The organism is Methylomonas rivi (assembly GCF_024505165.1).
Lineage (GTDB): Bacteria > Pseudomonadota > Gammaproteobacteria > Methylococcales > Methylomonadaceae > Methylomonas > Methylomonas rivi.
On the sequence record NZ_JANIBK010000003.1, the window covers coordinates 52959 to 71075 of the forward strand.

Sequence of the window (18117 nt, forward strand, 5' to 3'; positions counted from 1 at the left end):
ATTATTCCTGGTTGGTTGGCTTAGCCGGATCCGGCCAAGCCAGTAAATTTTCGCCCAGATAGATAAAATAAGGCGAAGCGGGATTATTGGGATTGGCCACTTCCGCCACGAAACTAAAGCGGGCGAAGGCGTCTTTCAGGGCTTGGGGCACGGCTTCCGCCGGCCTTTCGCCGACGATAAAGGCATTTTTGCCCGCATATCGATCGGGACCGGGCCACACTTCGTACTGGCTCATGATCCGGCCCGACTCTTCATAACGGTAGACCCGCGGGTGGTCCGGCAAGTAAAAGCCCAATTCGCTGGCCAGATAGCGGTGCCCCAACGCCACGATAAAAGCGTCATCCAAGTTGGGCTGGGCGATCAAACGTTCGAAATGCACATTGGTTGCCAGCTCTTGCCAGCTTTCGAAGCGTTTGGTCGGATCCAGGGCCGTGCCTTTCAAATGAAAGGCATGCAGCAATACCGGCAATATATACGTCATCGCTACCAGCAAATAGCCGAAACCGAGCGCAAATTTAACGGTTTTCTTCCAGGCGCCGGCGGCCCAGCGACCGGCCAGCAAAATCAGTCCGCTGATATAAAACGGCATGGGCCAGTTGCCTTGGACTTTTTGCAGGAAACTCAATAACAAAACCCCCAGCACCAGCACCGGCCCCATCAGCCACAGAAATTGTTGCTCGGCATCCAGGCGCTTGAATCCCCAAGCCGCTTGTAAACTGGTCCATATCACCAGGACGCAGATGACCGGCGACAACAACAATAACTGATACAACATAAAATCGCGGGCATGCTGAAAATGCCGGGCCAAACTGGTGGCTTCGTGACTACCGAAATGGCCTTTGCTATGCCCGAACATGACCCAGTCATGCTGCTGGTTCCACCACAAAATAGGCACGGCGGCCAACAGCATCGGCAGCAGATACAACCAATACTCGCTTTTTACATAGTGCCGGCGCCGCGGGTCGCAAGCCAAAAAAACCAGCAACATGATCGGCAAGGCCATGGCCGCCTGCTTGCTCAACAAAGCGGCCGCGCTGGCGCAACCCGCCCACAGCCAGGCTTTGGCATCGCCATCGAACAAGGCCCTGCGCAGGTAATACAAAGTCATGATCCAAAAGCAATACAACGGCGGGTCTATGGTCATCAAAAAATTGGCCAACACATTGATCGGCGTGGCCAGCATCAGCAATAACGCCATGGCGGCGGCGCGGGAACCGTAAAATGCCTTGGCGGTAGCATGAAAATAGGCCAGAAACACCGTCCCCAACACCAGCGTGGGCAAGCGCACCACGGCCGTATAGTCGCCGAACAGCCAGGTAGCGGCGCCTATCAGCCAGGCTACCATGGGCGGCTTGCTGTAATAACACCAGTCGGGCCGCCGCGACCAATCCCAGTAATAACTTTCGTCGCCGATCAAATTCAAGCCGTTGCCGAACAAAAATCCGCTCCGCAACGCCAGTACCGCAACCAGCACGATAAGTAGATGGGCATCGATCCAGCGTAAGGCTTTTTCCAACATAAAGGCTCTACTCCAGTTTTTCCAGATAATGCAGTTGCAATTGCAGGCTGCGCTGGCCGCGATATTCGTTGATATCCAGCTTATAAACGGCCTTAACCTTGCGGCAACCCAACCAAATTTCCGGTTTATCGGCAAAAAAAGCGATGGCGTCTATCAGTAAATTGCTGAAAGGCAGCTTTAAGACGAATTTCAGATGTTGCTTGCCGACGACACGGCATTGATAGACATCGAACACGCCGTCGAAGGCCGGCTCGGGAAACGCTTGTCCCCAAATCGCAGCCTGCTGCAATTGCTCGGCAAATTCCAGGGTCAAATGCTGTTGGTCCAGCTGGCCGTCGGACCAAGCTTTTTGTTCCAGATCGACTTGCGTCAGCTTGGCGGCTACAGCATCCGCGAACAACAAGGCAAAATGCGGATAATCGTGCAGTTTGATCGTCAAGCCGGCCGCCATGGCGTGGCCGCCGAATTTGCTTAACAACTGCGGATGCCTGGCGGCAATATCGCTCAACACATCGCGGATATGCACGCCGTTGATGGAGCGGGCCGAGCCTTTCAACTCGCCGGTTTCCGCCGGGGCAAAGGCGATCACCGGCCGATGCAGCCTGTCCTTGATCCGCGAAGCCAGAATACCGATCACCCCCTGGTGCCAGTTGGCATCGTACAAACACACGCCCGCCGGCACGTGCTGCTCGTCCAGCGCCCGCATGTCCGCCAGCAAGGCCATCGCCTCGTTTTTCATCTGCCCTTCGACCTCTTTCCTATCCTGATTCAAGGCGTCAAGCTGCACAGCTATATCCTTCGCTAAACCGGCATCCTCGGTCAGCAAGCACTGAATACCCAAGGACATGTCATCCATGCGCCCGGCGGCGTTCAAACGCGGGGCAATGGCAAAGCCCAAATCGGCGGCGTGGATATTGGCCAGCTGGCGGCCGGAAATTTCCACCAGGGCTTTGATGCCGCATTGGCATTGTCCCGAGCGTATCCGTAACAAGCCTTGATGCACCAAAACCCGATTGACATGATCCAACGCCACCACATCGGCCACCGTACCTAGCGCCACGTAATCGAGCAATTGCGCCAGATTGGGTTCGGCCAGTCCGTTCTTTTCGAACCAATGCAATTCCCGCAGGCGTATCCTTAAGGCCATCAACACATAAAACATCACCCCCACGCCGGCGATATTGCTGCTGGGGAATTTGTCTTCCGGCAAATTGGGATTGACGATGGCGTCGGCGGCGGGCAATTCATGGCCGGGCAAATGATGGTCGGTAATCAGCACCTGCATGCCGGCGGCCTTGGCGGCCTTGACGCCTTCGATACTGGAAATGCCGTTATCGACGGTGAGAATGATGTCGGGGCGCTGCCGCTTGACCAGCTCGACGATTTCCGGCGTCAGGCCATAGCCGTATTCGAAGCGGTTGGGCACCACGAAATTCAGATTTTTCATCCCCAGCAAGGCCAAGCCCTTGATGGCCAGCGCGCAACTGGTGGCGCCGTCGGCGTCGAAATCCGCTACCACCGTCAGGGCTTTTTGCTGTTGAAGCGCGGCAATCAACTGTTCCACCATGTTTTGCATGCCGCTCAACAACCAGGGCGAAGGCAATTTGGCCAGAGAGCGTTCTAACTCGTCCGCTTGTTGAACCCCCCGGCTGGCGAATATGCGCTGCAATACCGGATCGATGTCCCCGAGCTGGAGCTTTCCGGCCGCTTGCGGCCGCTGCGCTATGATTTTTTTGACGCCTTGCAGGTACATATCAGCGAATAAAAAAGCCGGCAAACGCCGGCTTTTGCATAATCATGGTGGCGATTACATCGAGTCCAGAATGGCTTTTTTCACCGCTTCCAGGTTCGCTTCTATGGTCACCGGATGGGCATCCTTGCATTGGCTGATGGCGATATCCGGATCCTTGATGCCGTTGCCGGTCAGGGTGCAGACGATACGACTGCCTTCGGGGATTTTTCCACTGCCAATGTCCTGCAGGGCGCCGGCCAGAGAGGCTGCCGAAGCGGGTTCGCAGAATACGCCTTCATATTGCGACAACATTTTTTGCGCCGCCAGAATTTGCTGGTCGGTTTGCGAATCGAACCAGCCGCCGGATTCCTGTTGCGCCTTCCAGGCCAGATCCCAGGATTGCGGATGGCCGATACGAATGGCGGTGGCCACGGTCTCGGGATGATCGATCATTTTACCGGCCACGAACGGCGCCGCGCCAGCGGCTTGGTAACCGCACATGATGGGACGTCTATCGGTAACGGCCGGCAAACCCGGCAGGTCTTGCGCGTATTCGGTATAGCCCATCCAATAGGCGGAAATATTGCCGGCATTGCCGACCGGCAAGCAGTGATAATCCGGCGCCCCACCCAATTCGTCTATGATTTCGAAGGCGGCGGTTTTCTGCCCTTGCAAACGAAACGGATTGATGGAGTTGACGATGGCAACCGGCGCATGGTCGGCGATTTGCTTGACGATGTTCATGCCGGCATCGAAATTGCCGTTGATCTGGATGATTTGCGCGCCGTACATCAAGGTTTGCGCCAATTTGCCCAAGGCGATTTTACCTTCCGGAATCAACACGAAGGCTTTGATGCCGGCTCTAACCGCATAGGCGGCGGCCGACGCCGAGGTATTGCCGGTCGAAGCGCAAATGATGGCCTGACTACCCTCTTCCACCGCTTTGGTAACGGCCATGGTCATGCCGCGGTCCTTGAACGAACCGGTCGGATTCAAACCTTCGAATTTCACATAAATGTCCACGTCCTTGCCGATCAGGCGCGGAATATTCTCTAACCGGATCAGCGGCGTGTTGCCTTCGCACAGACTGATCAAGCGGGTGCTGGCGGAAACCGGCAGGCGGCTGCGGTAGCGTTCGATGAGCCCCGTATAACGTTGTTGTGTTGCCATGTTTTATCCTAAAGTTTCCAGGCGAATGCGGGCGACTTTGCCGGTAACGGTTGCCAAGGCCTCGATTTCGGCAATCGCCGCGTTCATTTCTTTTTCCAGGGTCTGCTGCGTCAGCATGATAATCGGCACCGACGACTCGCCCGCCAAGGGTTCTTTCTGAATCAGCGCTTCGATGCTGATTTGGTGCGCCGCCAGAATGCGGGTCACATCGGCCAGCACGCCGGGTTTGTCCTCGGCGGTCAGGCGCAGGTAATAAGCGGTTTTGATGTCGTCGGCGGACAATACCGGCATATCGACAATGGCATTGGCTTGAAACGCCAAGTGCGGCACCCGGTTTTCCGGATCGCTGGTCATGGCCCGCACCACATCGACCAAGTCGGCCACCACGGCTGAAGCGGTCGGCTCCGCGCCGGCGCCGGCGCCGTAATATAGAGTCGGCCCCACCGCATCGCCGCACACCAACACCGCATTCATGACACCGTCGACATTGGCGATCAAACGCCGTTTGGGAATCAAAGTGGGGTGTACCCGCAGCTCTATGCCTTGTTCGGTATGACGCGCCACACCCAAATGCTTGATGCGGTAACCGAGTTCTTCGGCGTATTCGACATCGGCGCGGGTGATTTGGGTAATCCCTTCCGTGAACACTTTATCGAACTGCAAGGGAATGCCGAAGGCGATCGAAGCCAGTATGGTCAGCTTGTGGCCGGCGTCTATGCCTTCGACATCGAAGGTAGGGTCGGCTTCGGCGTATCCCAGAGCCTGCGCTTCGGCCAAAACGTCGGCGAAATCGCGGCCCTTGTCGCGCATCTCGGTAAGAATGAAATTGCCGGTACCGTTGATGATGCCGGCCAACCATTTGATACGGTTACCGCTCAAGCCCTCGCGAATGGCTTTGATGATGGGAATGCCGCCGGCCACCGCCGCTTCGAACATCACCATCACACCCTTCTTGCCGGCTTCGGCGAAAATCTCGTTACCGTGCAGGGCGATCAGAGCTTTATTAGCGGTTACCACGTGTTTGCCGTTGGCAATGGCAGTCAGCACCAGTTGTTTGGCCAGATCGTAACCGCCGATCAATTCCACGACCACATCGATATCCGGATCGTTGACGATTTCGAACGGATCGGCGGTCAGCGACATACCCTGGGTATCGCAAATGCGTTGCTGCGTCAGATTTCGCGCCGACGCTCGACTAACCAGGATTTCCCGTCCGGCGCGGCGAGCGATTTCCTCGGCATTCCTTTTCAGTACGTTAACGGTGCCGCCGCCAACAGTCCCCAATCCCAACACACCTACTTTTACCGGCTTCAAACCCGACTCCTAGCGTTAAACCAAAACTGCGCGCAATTATACAACGTTGTCTTTCTTGAGCATATTACGGATGCTGCGCAAGGCCTGCCGGGTTCTGTGCTCGTTTTCAATCAGACTGAAACGGATATGGTCGTCGCCGTGCTGCCCGAAGCCGATACCGGGCGATACCGCCACCTTGGCATCGATGATCAACTTTTTGGCGAATTCGATCGAACCCATTTCCCGATAGGCTTCCGGTATTTTGGCCCAGACAAACATGGTGGCCCTGGGTTTTTCCACATGCCAGCCCATGGCGTTCAGGCCGTCGCACAACACGTCGCGTCTGGCCTTGTACATGTCGCATATTTCCTTGACGCAATCCTGCGGGCCTTCCAGCGCGGTGATCGCCGCCACCTGTATCGGCGTAAAGGTACCGTAATCCATGTAGGATTTGATGCGGGTCAAGGCGGCGACCAAGGTCGGATTGCCGCACATGAATCCCACTCGCCAGCCCGGCATGTTGTAACTTTTGGACAAGGAAAAAAATTCGACCGCAATGTCCTTGGCGCCTTCCACCTGCAGGATGGACGGTGCCACGTAGCCGTCGAAGACGATGTCGGCATAAGCGATATCGTGGACGATCCAGATGTTGTGTTCCTTGCAGATTGCCACCACTTTTTCGAAGAAATCCAGTTCCACGCACTGGCACGTCGGGTTGCCTGGAAAGTTCAGAATCAGCATCTTCGGCTTGGGCCAACATTCGGCGATACCTTTCTGCAATTCTTCAAAAAAATCGGTGCCGGGCGTCAACGGCACATGGCGAATATCCGCGCCGGCGATCACCACACCGTAGGGATGAATCGGATACGCCGGGTTAGGCACCAATACCACGTCGCCCGGTCCAAGCGTCGCCAAGGCCAGATGCGACAGACCTTCCTTGGAACCGATGGTCACGATAGCCTCGGTGTTGTAATCCAGATCGACATCGAAACGGTTTTTGTACCAGGTGCAAATCGCTTTGCGTAAGCGCGGTATGCCTTTGGAAACCGAATAGCGGTGGGTATCGTCACGCTGCGCCACTTCCAGCATTTTATCCAGGATATGCTTGGGGGTGGGTTGGTCGGGGTTACCCATGCCGAAATCGATGATATCTTCACCCTCGGCTCGCGCCTTGGCTTTCAGCTCATTGACGATGTTAAATACATAAGGCGGGAGGCGACTGATACGGTGAAATTCTTCCATTAATGACTCTTGAGATTCAGGATTGAAGACGACTTGCAAGAAAACCGGCTAAGGTACTGTTGTTATTGGTGGTTGTCAATTTGGACAGCAGGCTGGAGACGCAAGCCATTGCGCCTCCGCGAACCTGTAATCTCAAGCGAACGGGCTTTCGAGCATGATGGTTTCGTTGCGGTCCGGGCCGGTGGACAAAATGGTGACCTTGACGCCGACCAATTCCTCGATGCGCGCGATATAAGCCTTGGCATTTTCCGGCAATTGATCGAATCCGGTAATGCCGGCCGTGGTACCCGACCAACCCGGCAGTTCTTCTATCACCGCTTCGCACGCCGCGTATTGATCCGCTCCCAACGGCGCGGTTTCGGTGATTTGACCGTTGATCTTGTATGCGGTGCAGATGCCGATTTTGTCCAGGCCATCCAACACATCCAGCTTGGTCAGACAAATCCCGCTCAAGCTATTCAACAATGCCGACTTACGCATCGAAACCGCATCGAACCAACCGCAGCGTCTTTTCCGGCCTGTAGTAGCACCGAACTCATGCCCTTTCACGCCCAAATGCTCGCCGTAAGCGTCGAACAACTCGGTCGGAAAAGGCCCGTTGCCCACCCGGGTGGAATAGGCCTTGGTGATGCCCAACACGTAATCGATGGCCAGGGGGCCGACGCCGCTGCCGGTGGCCGCGCCGCCCGCCGTGGTATTGGACGAGGTGACGTAGGGATAGGTACCGTGATCGATGTCCAGCAATGCACCCTGCGCGCCCTCGAACAGGATATTGTTGCCCTGTTTTTGGAAAGCCAGCAATTCTTCGCCCACATCGGTCAACATGGGTTTGATTAATTCGCCCAGTTCCAGCGTGTTTTTCAGAATCGTTTCGTAATCGACCGGCTCGGCATGGTAATAATGCACCAGCATGAAGTTGTGGTATTCGACCAATTCTTTTAAGCGCTTGGCGAATTCCCCTGAATTCAACAAATCGCCGGCCCGCAAGCCGCGCCGGGCCACTTTATCTTCATATGCCGGACCGATACCGCGCCCGGTGGTGCCGATGGCTTTGTCGCCGCGAGCTTTTTCCCGCGCTTGGTCGATGGCAACGTGCACCGGCAGAATCAGGGCGCAGGCTTCGCTGATTTTTAACCGGTTACTGACCGGAACGCCGGACTTTTCCAGAAGATTGATTTCTTTCAGCAACGCTTCCGGGCACAGCACCACGCCATTGCCGATCATGCATTGCACGCCTTCCCGCAACACACCCGACGGAATCAGGTGCAACACGGTTTTTTCACCGTTAATGACTAAGGTGTGGCCGGCATTATGGCCGCCCTGGAAACGCACCACGGCAGCAGCCTGTTCGGTCAATAAATCGACCAGCTTGCCTTTGCCTTCGTCACCCCATTGCGTGCCGATTACAACTACATTTTTTCCCATAGCTTTTCCAATCTTAAATGAATGCTTTTACCCGCAACTACCCTGAAGGGCATAAAGGGCGCTAGAACGACTACCTCAATGGTTTAACAAGCCATTGTTGATCATGCTTTTCCAATATGGCGGAACAACCCAATTGTACCGCCGAGCCTTGCTGACCCGGCAACTGTTGTATCACCCGGGTGCCCGCCGCGCGTAAATCCCGGATGACTTGCAACAAATCGCTATCGTCGTCCGGCGCCGGCGCAAATACAGTTTGCTCAACCGATGCGGCATCGCTATCGAACAGGGACGCCAGCACCTTCAAGTCCGCGCTGAAGCCGGTAGCCGGTCTGGCCCGGCCGAACACGGCGCCAATATTGTCGTAACGGCCGCCGCGCGCAATTTCCCTGCCGATGGTGGGCACGAAAGCGGCGAACACCATACCGGTATGGTAATGATAGCCGCGTAGCTCGGCTAAATCGAAACTGACGGTCAGGGACGGATAATCCCGCTGCAATTTGTGCGCTATGTTTTGTAAATCCAGTAATGCGGCGCGGATGCCATCATTGCCGATATCCAACAATTCGCCGGCCTTAGCCAATACCTCGCTACCGCCATTCAATTTGGGCAAGGCATTAAAAATCGCTTTGAACTGCGCCGGAACGGCAAATTGATCCACCAGTTCGGCAAGCTCGGTCCTGGCTTTACGTTGCAGCACGTCGAACAACTCGGCTTCTTGCTGCCGGTTCAGGCCGGCTTGTTCCACCAATGCCCGATAGATACCGACGTGCCCCATGTCCAAATGCACGTTTTGTACACCGCTGATGGCCAACATTTCCAACATCAGCCGGATCACTTCATAATCGCTTTCGATACCGGCATGACCATAAAGCTCCGCGCCGATCTGCATCGGGCTGCGGGTTTTTTCCAAGGGATCGCCCAGAGTATGCAAGGTGGTGCCGGCATAACAAAGCCGAGTCGGCCATTCGTGCTTGAGATTGTGCGCATCGATACGCGCCACTTGCGGCGTCATGTCCGCGCGCACGCCCAACATCTCGCCGCTTAATTGATCCGTCAGTTTGAAGGTTTGCAAATCGAGATCGTGCCCCGAGCCGGTCAACAGCGAATCCAAAAAATCCACGAACGGCGGAATTACCAACTGGTAGCCCCAACAATCGAAGGTATCGAGCAAGCTGCGGCGCAGGCTTTCCAACTGCGCGGCCTGCTCCGGCAACACTTCGGTAATGCCTTCCGGTAACAGCCAGGAGTCTTTTTTTTGCATTTTCTTTGCCCCAATCGCAGAAAACGCCCCACGGAGCGGAGCGCTTTCTGCTGCATTACGAATGATAAATCTTATTTTTGCTGCTTAAAGAACTTGAAGAAATCCGAATCGGGTTCCAATACCATGATATTGCCGGATTTGCCTAGGCTTTGTTTATACGCAATCATGCTGCGGTAAAAAGCATAGAAGTCTTGGTCCTCGCTATAAGCCTTGGCGAAAATATCGGCGGCTTGAGCATCGCCTTCGCCACGCATGACTTCGGAATCGCGATAGGCATTCGCCAAAATGATTTCGCGTTGTTTATCGGCATCCGCCCGGATACGCTCGGCGGCCTCGGAACCTTGCGAACGGAATTCTCGCGCCACCCGAGCCCGTTCGGCTTCCATGCGCTGGTAAACGGAACTGCTGACTTCATTCGGCAAGTCAATCCGCTTAACCTGTACATCGACGATGTTGATACCCAATTTCAAGGCATGCGGCGACACATTGGTAATCAAGGCTTCGCGAATGGCGCTACGGTCGGTGGAAACCAGTTGCTTGATTTCACGCTTGCTGAATTCGCTTCTGAATGAATCCTTGATGATTTGATCCAGCCGGATATTGGCCTGATTGGCATCGCCGCCCACCGAGGTATAAAAGGTTTTGACATCGGCTATACGCCATTTGACGAACGAGTCGACGATGACATTCTTCTTTTCCGCGGTCAGGAAGCGTTCAGGTGTCGAATCCATGGTCAGGATGCGCGCATCGAACTTTTTGACATTATTAATCAGCGGCAGCTTGAAATGAATGCCGGGTCTAAAGTCCACCGCGACGATTTCGCCCAACTGAAACTTGATGGCCCGCTCGGTCTCGGTCACGGTAAACACCGACATGGATAGCAATACCAGCAGTGCGCCAACGGCAACGATTATTTTATTACCCATCTTAACGCCCCCTCACATCGCGTTCACGGCTTGAAGCACGGATATCGCTTTTGAATTCTTTTACCGGCGGCAACGACGTTGAAACCGGTTCGTGACTCACCGGTGCCGCGACTGCTTCCTCGGTCGAACGGTTTGTCATTTTATCCAAAGGCAGATACATGATGTTATTACCGCCTTTCACATCCACCAACACGTTGTTGGAACGCCCCAGCACCGATTCCATCGCTTCGATATACATCCGCTGTTTGGTGACGGCCGGGGCCTTTTTGTATTCAACCATCAACTGCGAGAAACGGCTGACATCGCCCGTTGCCTCCGCAATCACTTTAACCTTGTAACCTTCCGACTCCTGAACGATGCGCGATGCGGCACCGCGCGCCTTGGGCACTACGTCGTTGGAATAGGCTTCCGCTTCGTTGATCAAGCGCTGCTTATCTTCGCGGGCACGGATGGCGTCTTCGAAAGCGCCTTGCACCTGCTCCGGCGGCTGGGCATCCTGCAGGTTAACGCTGGTTACCAAAATACCGGCTTTATAGGCGTCCATAACGGCCTGGATTTCCGCTTTGATTGCCATGACGATTTCGCTACGGCCCTCGGTTAACACGAAGTCCATATTGCTGGCACCGATCACGCCGCGTTCGACGCTTTCGGTAACCTGCTTCAAGGTCGAATTAGGATCCAACACATTGAAGGCGTAATCCTTGGCGTCCTTGACCTGATACTGCACGGCCAAACGCACATCGACAATATTTTCGTCCTTGGTCAACATCATGGCTTCCTTGGGTACCGACCCCATGGCTTGGCCGCTGCCGGACCGGTAACCCACTTCGATGAAGCGTTGTTGTTCGACGTTAATCACCTGCACCTGCTCGATAGGCGCCGGCATATGCCAATTCAAACCCGGAGAGGTGGTTTCGACGTAAGCGCCGAAACGGGTAACGACCCCGCGCGTCCCCTCGTCAACCGTGTAAAGGCCGCTTAAGCCCCATAAAACCATGGCGCCGGCCGCCAGATAACCTATGCCCTTGATGGCCGCGCCTTCCGGATCGCCCCCACCCGAACGGCCACCGAAGATGCCCCCTAACTTGTCCTGCAATGAACGAATGACTTCGTCCAGATCGGGCGGACTATTTTCATTATTGCGACCGCTCCAGGGGTCTTTTTTATCACCACCGGGTTCATTCCAAGACATACCAAACACTCCAATCGGATTGTAAACTTTTAAACTTTGTTCATTGACTGAAAACTACCCTATTTTTCCAGCAAAGCAAAGGGCGACATTTTAGCGTAATTTCAAAAATACTGGGCGACTAACTGGGCCACGCCCCTGCAAGCCTCGGTGCTAAGCCACTTCCTCGACCCTGATATCCTTAAGCAGCCCGAGATTTTTTTTATCGATTTCGATAGTCAATTCGCAATCGCCATGATCATTGATTGTTTCGTCGATAAACCGCACCAAGCCGAACCATTTGGCTTTCATCCCCGCCTGACTAGCCGGCAGGAAGCATTTTTTGATGGTTTTACTGCCGGCGAAAAACATGGACAGGGCCTGCTGCAATAGATCGCAACCCGCCCCCGATTGGGCGCTGATCCAGACATTCACCGGCATACCCTGCTCGTCGTAGTCGATATGCGGCAACACGCCATCCAATAAATCGATCTTGTTGAACACGCGCAATTGCGGAATTTTGCCGGCCTCTATATCGTCCAGCACTTGATTGACCTGAAAGATAGTGTCGTCCCTATCTTCCGCGTGGGCATCAATCACATGCAATAACAGATCGGCTTCGCTGGCTTCCTGCAGAGTGGAGCGAAACGCGGCCACCAATTCATGCGGCAAGTGGCGAATGAAGCCCACAGTATCGGCCAACACCACCTCGCCGCCATCGCCGATGGCCAAATGCCGCAAAGTAGGATCCAAGGTGGCAAACAACTGGTCGGCCGCATAAATATCGGCCCCGGTCAGGGTATTGAATAACGTGGATTTACCGGCATTGGTATAGCCCACCAATGAAACGGTGGGAATTTCGGCTTTTTTGCGTTTACTGCGCCCCTGGTGCCGTTGTTTTTGCACCTTTTCCAGCCGCTGCTGAATTTGCTTTATCCGCACCGCCAGCAAACGCCGGTCGGTTTCCAACTGGGTTTCGCCGGGCCCGCGCAAGCCGATACCGCCTTTTTGCCGCTCCAAGTGGGTCCAACCGCGAATCAAGCGGGTAGACAGATGCTTCAGTTGCGCAAGCTCCACCTGCAACTTGCCTTCGAAGGTTTGGGCGCGCTGGGCAAAAATATCCAAAATCAGGCCGTTTCTATCCACCACCCTCACTTCCAGGGCTTTTTCCAGATTACGTTCTTGGCTGGGGGATAATGGATGATTAACGATCACAATATCCGCTTGCTGCTCGGCGACAACCGCTTTAATTTCGTCCAGCTTGCCTTTGCCGACAAAATATTTCGGGTCGGGCCTGTGCCGGCTACCGGTCACTACATAAATGGGCTGAGCACCCGCGGATTTGGTCAGTTCTTTGAGCTCGTCGAGATCTTCCTGCCCGACTTGCAAATTCAGGTGAACGAGAACTGCCCGCTCACCCGCATCAGGACGTTCAAACAAACAAAAACCTCTTAGCTTTCATCACTGGCATCGGTATCGCGATGCATATTAACGTTTTTGCTGGGCACGATGGTGGAAATGGCGTGTTTATAAACCATCTGGTTAACGGTATTTTTTAACATCACCACATATTGATCGAACGAATCAACCCGGCCTTGCAGCTTGATACCGTTGACCAAAAAAATCGACACAGGCGTATGCTCTTTTCTCAGGGCATTCAAAAAACTATCCTGCAAGTTTTGTGCTTTCGACATCCTCTTTCTCCTTATTATTGTTCAGGCCGCGGTTATACATTACCTGCTAAACCTGTTGATTTCAACACACTATGACCGGGGTAACTGCCCGCACTGTAAAACAGAGTTGGGGCGCATCAAAATATTTCAAGCGCAGGTAGGTTTTTAAGTCCATTTTGCTTAACTTTGTCTTAATAAAACCTTTCGGCATATTCTTAAAAACCAAGCCCAGGCTTCAATCACGCACCGTGGTCATTGGGAACAAAGCCGCAACCGGTTCAGCTGATTTTTTTGTACTTGATACGACGCGGATTATCGGCATCGGTTCCCAGACGGCGGTGCCGGTCTTCCTCGTAGTCGGCATAGTTGCCTTCGAACCACACCACTTCACTGTCGCCTTCAAAGGCCAGAATATGCGTGGCAATCCTGTCCAAAAACCAGCGGTCATGCGAAATAACCACCGCGCAGCCGGGGAAAGCCAACAAAGCCTCCTCCAGAGCCCGCAAGGTTTCAACGTCCAGATCGTTGGTCGGCTCGTCAAGCAACAGTACGTTACCGCCGCTTTTCAACAGCTTGGCCAGATGCACCCGGTTACGTTCGCCGCCAGATAATTCGCCGATGCGCTTCTGCTGGTCCGCACCCTTAAAATTGAAGCGGCCCAGATAGGCTCGCGAAGGGGTTTCGTATTTACCCACCGTGATCACATCCAAACCGTCGGAAACTTCCTCCCAAACGGTTTTATTATTATCCATGTCGTCGCGCAGCTGGTCGACATAAGCCAGTTGCACGGTCTGGCCGATGGTAATCTCGCCGGAATCGGGCTGTTCAAAACCGGCCATCATGCGGAACAAGGTGGTTTTACCGGCACCGTTCGGGCCGATAATCCCGACGATACCGCCCGGCGGTAGCTTGAAGCTGAGATTATTGATCAACAGGCGCTCGCCGAAACCCTTGCTGATAGCGTCGGCTTCGATCGCCACATCGCCGAGGCGCGGTCCGGGCGGAATATAAATTTCCTGCGTCTCGTTACGTTTTTGCACTTCAACCGACGACAATTCCTCGAAACGGGCCAAACGGGCCTTGCTTTTGGCGTGCCGGCCTTTCGGATTGGAACGCACCCACTCCAGTTCGGCCTTCATGGCTTTTTGGCGGGAAGACTCCTGCTTCTCTTCCAGTTCCAGGCGTTTTTCCTTTTGCTCCAGCCACGACGAGTAATTGCCTTCCCAAGGAATCCCCATGCCGCGGTCCAGTTCCAGTATCCAGCCGGCCACGTTATCCAGGAAGTATCTGTCATGGGTGACCGCGACCACGGTACCGGCATAATCATGCAGGAAGCGTTCCAGCCAGGCCACCGATTCGGCATCTAAATGGTTAGTCGGCTCGTCCAGCAACAGCATATCGGGTTTGGACAACAACAAGCGGCATAAAGCCACCCGGCGTTTCTCGCCTCCGGACAATTTGGTGACATCGGCATCCCATTCTGGCAAACGTAAAGCATCGGCGGCAATCTCCAAAGTGCGGTCCAGGTTATGCCCGTCGCAAGCATTGATAATATCTTCCAATTTGGCCTGTTCGGCGGCCAGTTTGTCGAAATCCGCGTCCGGATCGGCGTAGGCGGCATAGACCGCATCCAATTGCGCCAACGCGTCTTTTATCGGCTGCACCGCTTCTTCGATATTGCCGCGCACGGTTTTATTCGGATCGAGTTGCGGTTCCTGCGGCAAATAACCGATGTTGATACCTTTTAACGGGATCGCTTCGCCTTCGATTTCCTTATCGACTCCGGCCATGATGCGCAGCAGCGTGGATTTACCGGAACCGTTCAAACCCAACACGCCGATCTTGGCGCCGGGGAAAAAGGACAGGGAAATGTCTTTAAGAATGTATTTTTTGGGCGGCACAATCTTGCCGACCCGGTTCATCGAAAATATGTATTGCGCCATGGTTTTTCTGTTTAAAGAAAATAAAACGGTATTATACCGTGCAATGATTTGAATGCCGCCATTTTGCACTAGTCAATACTATCCAGGCAGTATCGGCGGTTTTCCTGACGTATCGGCAGACGCAATCGGGCATGCCTAAACCGAATTTTCTCAAGCCGGCATACGGCAATGACCGCGACAATGCCGGCGCCGGCCGACATGCGTATCGCTACCGATCCTGCCCCTTACCAGATAGCTCCGCTAAAAGTTTGACCCACATCAATTTTCCGGCGAAAGAGCATGCCGATTCGCGATGAATATTAGGTAAAACCGGCGTTTTGGTATAAGTTGAAGCCGACACCGCAAGTTTCTGGAGAAGGCCATGAAAACAAAAATACTCCGTTCACGTAAAAACCTTGGCCTGGTTTCATTGCATTTTGTCAACGACTTGGCGTTATCCTTGCGTTGCGCTTGCATCTATAACCGCCCGCCTCATGCCGCAATTCTCGGCATCGACCCCGGGAAACTTAAATACCTGATCAATACCTCGCTGATTTTACTGTTTGCCTTGTTGCATACCGCCGACGGCATCGTCACCTATTTCGGCCTTAAATTCAATTACGCAACCGAAGTCAACCCTGTGTTAGTTTTTTTCGCCGGCACCATGGGCTTGGGACTGGCTATTTTTGCCCTCAAACTGCTTTGCGTGGAATTCATCGCCGTATTGTATTTCGCCCGCCGTAATATCGGCAGTTGCTGGGCCACGGCCACCTTATTCAGTGCAGATGCGTTTTATAGCTGGGTAGTCAGCAATAATATCCTGCTGGTGGTAGGAGCCTGACGGCATGCATTGCCGATCCTGCTCAAATAATCGTGTTCTCTTCACCCCGCGCAATTAGCTTAATGGCGTAAATGCCTCAGGCACACCTCCGGCTTGCAAGCGCTGAAACCCTGATCGACATTCATTGCCATCGATACCACAACGCCGGCCACGTGCAGATTTTGAGCCGCGATACCCACGAATTTTTCAACAATCCCCGGACTTTAACCTCCGACAGCCCGGAAAGCTTGATAACCGCGGCGGCCTATTTCAGTTTAGGCATCCATCCCTGGTTTATAGATCGGCAGAATATCGATACCGCATTCCGAACCCTTGAATCCTACCGACACCACCCGCGGCTAATAGCTGTCGGCGAATGCGGCCTGGACAAATGCATCGATACACCCATGATCCGGCAAATCCAAGTATTCGGTCGCCAGATCGAACTGGCCGAACGTATCGGCAAACCGCTGATCGTCCATTGCGTACGCGCCTTTGCCGAACTGCTGCAGTTGAAAAAAAACCTGGCCCCATGCCAAGACTGGATCGTGCACGGTTTCGCCGGTAAACCCGCCCTGGCGGCGCAACTCATCAAACACGGCTGCCATATATCGTTCGGCAAAGCCATATTACCGACCGGCAGCCAAGCGGGCCAAGCCTTACAAAACATACCAATCGAGCGGCTGTTTTTGGAAACCGATGCGGCGGACGCCTCAATCGATACAATCTATGCGGCAGCGGCTACAATACGCGGCATTGAACCTGCGGATTTGCGCCGACAAATCCATACCAATTTTTTAAATGTGTTTCTCAATGACTGACTTAAGCTGGCTTTCCCGCACCGAACTCCTGATAGGCGACAGCAAACTCGAACGACTGCAAAAATCCCATGTACTGGTGGTCGGCATGGGCGGGGTGGGTTCGTTCGCGGCCGAATTCATTTGCCGGGCCGGTATCGGCCGCATGACCATCGTCGATGGCGACGTGGTAGAGAACAGCAACCGTAACCGACAGTTGCCGGCCTTGGCGACCACGGTAGGCCAGTCCAAAGCCGACGTGATGGGCGAACGCTTGTTGGCCATCAACCCGGATTTGGAATTGACCGTTAAACACGAATTCATCACGCCGGACACCGCCGCCGAACTGCTCGACGCGCATTACGATTACGTCGTCGACGCCATCGACAGCCTGACCCCGAAAATCCATCTGATCCGCGCCGCCAAAGCCCGCAAGGTGAAAATCATCAGCTCCATGGGTGCCGGCGGCAAGTTGGATCCGACCCATCTGAAAGTGGTGGATATTTCCAAGACCTACAACTGCCCGTTTGCCCAATTCATTCGTATCCGGCTGCGCAAACACGGCATCAGCCGCGGCGTCAAAGTGGTGTTTTCGCCGGAAGTCGTCAACAAGGATTCGTTGATGTATACCGACGGCAGCAATTACAAAAAATCAGCCTACGGCACCATTTCCTATTTACCGGCGGCTTTCGGCGGCGTTTGCGCCTCTGTGGTGATACGCAATTTAGTTCACGAAGCCGCCCACGCAGACCCCAAACCCGCTAAACATGAGTGAATTTAAACCCGAACACACCAGCACGACTCTGTTGGCGAGCGGCAAAAGCAGCCGCCTGCAGGCGATGCGCCAAAAAAGCATGCATTCCTCGCCGGCCGACCCGACAGCTACCCGCACTATAGACAAATCCGCCGATAAAAACGTAGATCCGCAACTGCTTTTAGCCCGGCAGTTGATCGACCAGCGTTTAGCGGAAATTCTGGCCGGTTTTCCGGCCGGCAGACAATGTAGCCTGTTTAAAATCCGCTACGGTATCGATCCTGAAAATCTCAAGCAGCAGCCGATTCGACACATCGCCAAGTTGCTTAAAATCCGCCACCCGCTGTTTACAAACCCGCGCGGCGATATGAAGAACATCATGGAACTGCCTTATAATGGCAGACAACTTTAGCTG

At 54.2% G+C, this 18117-nt stretch carries 16 protein-coding genes; 4 read left to right on the forward strand and 12 right to left on the reverse strand.

The window, feature by feature from the left end; all coding sequences use genetic code 11:
- Position 1: 1 nt before the first annotated feature.
- The 12 genes from NP596_RS01320 to ettA form a co-directional block, all read right to left on the reverse strand.
- The gene (locus NP596_RS01320) at positions 2 to 1519 is read right to left on the reverse strand and encodes an ArnT family glycosyltransferase (RefSeq protein WP_256613398.1); all 1518 of its coding nucleotides are present in this window, start codon (positions 1517 to 1519) and stop codon (positions 2 to 4) included.
- A 7-nt stretch (positions 1520 to 1526) separates the two neighbouring features.
- Positions 1527 to 3272, reverse strand: a complete 1746-nt coding sequence (recJ, locus tag NP596_RS01325; RefSeq protein ID WP_256613399.1) for a single-stranded-DNA-specific exonuclease RecJ — start codon at positions 3270 to 3272, stop codon at positions 1527 to 1529.
- Between the two features lie 54 nt (positions 3273 to 3326).
- Entirely contained in the window at positions 3327 to 4421 is a 1095-nt protein-coding gene (thrC, locus tag NP596_RS01330; RefSeq protein ID WP_256613400.1) for a threonine synthase, read from the reverse strand.
- A 3-nt stretch (positions 4422 to 4424) separates the two neighbouring features.
- Positions 4425 to 5735: a homoserine dehydrogenase gene (locus tag NP596_RS01335; protein ID WP_256613401.1), complete on the reverse strand. Its 1311-nt coding sequence runs from the start codon at positions 5733 to 5735 to the stop codon at positions 4425 to 4427.
- 36 nt (positions 5736 to 5771) lie between these two features.
- Positions 5772 to 6956, reverse strand: a complete 1185-nt coding sequence (gene alaC / locus NP596_RS01340) for an alanine transaminase (protein ID WP_256613402.1) — start codon at positions 6954 to 6956, stop codon at positions 5772 to 5774.
- A 132-nt stretch (positions 6957 to 7088) separates the two neighbouring features.
- Positions 7089 to 8381 carry an adenylosuccinate synthase gene (locus tag NP596_RS01345; protein ID WP_256613403.1) on the reverse strand — a complete coding sequence of 431 codons (1293 nt, stop codon included), beginning with the start codon at positions 8379 to 8381 and terminating at the stop codon, positions 7089 to 7091.
- A 70-nt stretch (positions 8382 to 8451) separates the two neighbouring features.
- The gene (locus NP596_RS01350; protein ID WP_256613404.1) at positions 8452 to 9642 is read right to left on the reverse strand and encodes an ATP phosphoribosyltransferase regulatory subunit; all 1191 of its coding nucleotides are present in this window, start codon (positions 9640 to 9642) and stop codon (positions 8452 to 8454) included.
- 71 nt (positions 9643 to 9713) lie between these two features.
- A complete protein-coding gene (hflC, locus tag NP596_RS01355) occupies positions 9714 to 10568 on the reverse strand; it encodes a protease modulator HflC (protein WP_256613405.1) in 855 nt (284 codons plus the stop codon).
- A 1-nt stretch (position 10569) separates the two neighbouring features.
- Positions 10570 to 11760: an FtsH protease activity modulator HflK gene (gene hflK / locus NP596_RS01360; protein ID WP_256613406.1), complete on the reverse strand. Its 1191-nt coding sequence runs from the start codon at positions 11758 to 11760 to the stop codon at positions 10570 to 10572.
- 150 nt (positions 11761 to 11910) lie between these two features.
- Positions 11911 to 13176 carry a ribosome rescue GTPase HflX gene (gene hflX / locus NP596_RS01365; protein WP_256613407.1) on the reverse strand — a complete coding sequence of 422 codons (1266 nt, stop codon included), beginning with the start codon at positions 13174 to 13176 and terminating at the stop codon, positions 11911 to 11913.
- An 11-nt stretch (positions 13177 to 13187) separates the two neighbouring features.
- The gene (gene hfq / locus NP596_RS01370; RefSeq protein ID WP_256613408.1) at positions 13188 to 13430 is read right to left on the reverse strand and encodes an RNA chaperone Hfq; all 243 of its coding nucleotides are present in this window, start codon (positions 13428 to 13430) and stop codon (positions 13188 to 13190) included.
- 257 nt (positions 13431 to 13687) lie between these two features.
- Positions 13688 to 15352, reverse strand: a complete 1665-nt coding sequence (ettA, locus tag NP596_RS01375; protein WP_256613409.1) for an energy-dependent translational throttle protein EttA — start codon at positions 15350 to 15352, stop codon at positions 13688 to 13690.
- A gap of 361 nt (positions 15353 to 15713) precedes the next feature.
- Here ettA and NP596_RS01380 point away from each other — a divergent pair, with 361 nt between their 5' ends.
- The 4 genes from NP596_RS01380 (at position 15714) to NP596_RS01395 (ending at position 18114) form a co-directional block, all read left to right on the forward strand.
- Positions 15714 to 16172, forward strand: coding sequence for a DUF5658 family protein (locus NP596_RS01380; RefSeq protein ID WP_256613410.1), 459 nt, complete (start codon positions 15714 to 15716; stop codon positions 16170 to 16172).
- 71 nt (positions 16173 to 16243) lie between these two features.
- A complete protein-coding gene (locus NP596_RS01385) occupies positions 16244 to 16972 on the forward strand; it encodes a TatD family hydrolase (RefSeq protein ID WP_256613411.1) in 729 nt (242 codons plus the stop codon).
- The gene (locus NP596_RS01390; protein ID WP_256613412.1) at positions 16965 to 17723 is read left to right on the forward strand and encodes a tRNA threonylcarbamoyladenosine dehydratase; all 759 of its coding nucleotides are present in this window, start codon (positions 16965 to 16967) and stop codon (positions 17721 to 17723) included. The genes NP596_RS01385 and NP596_RS01390 overlap by 8 nt, the downstream gene beginning before the upstream one ends.
- On the forward strand, positions 17716 to 18114 hold the full coding sequence (locus NP596_RS01395) for a hypothetical protein (protein WP_256613413.1): 399 nt from the start codon (positions 17716 to 17718) through the stop codon (positions 18112 to 18114). The genes NP596_RS01390 and NP596_RS01395 overlap by 8 nt, the downstream gene beginning before the upstream one ends.
- Positions 18115 to 18117: the final 3 nt, after the last annotated feature.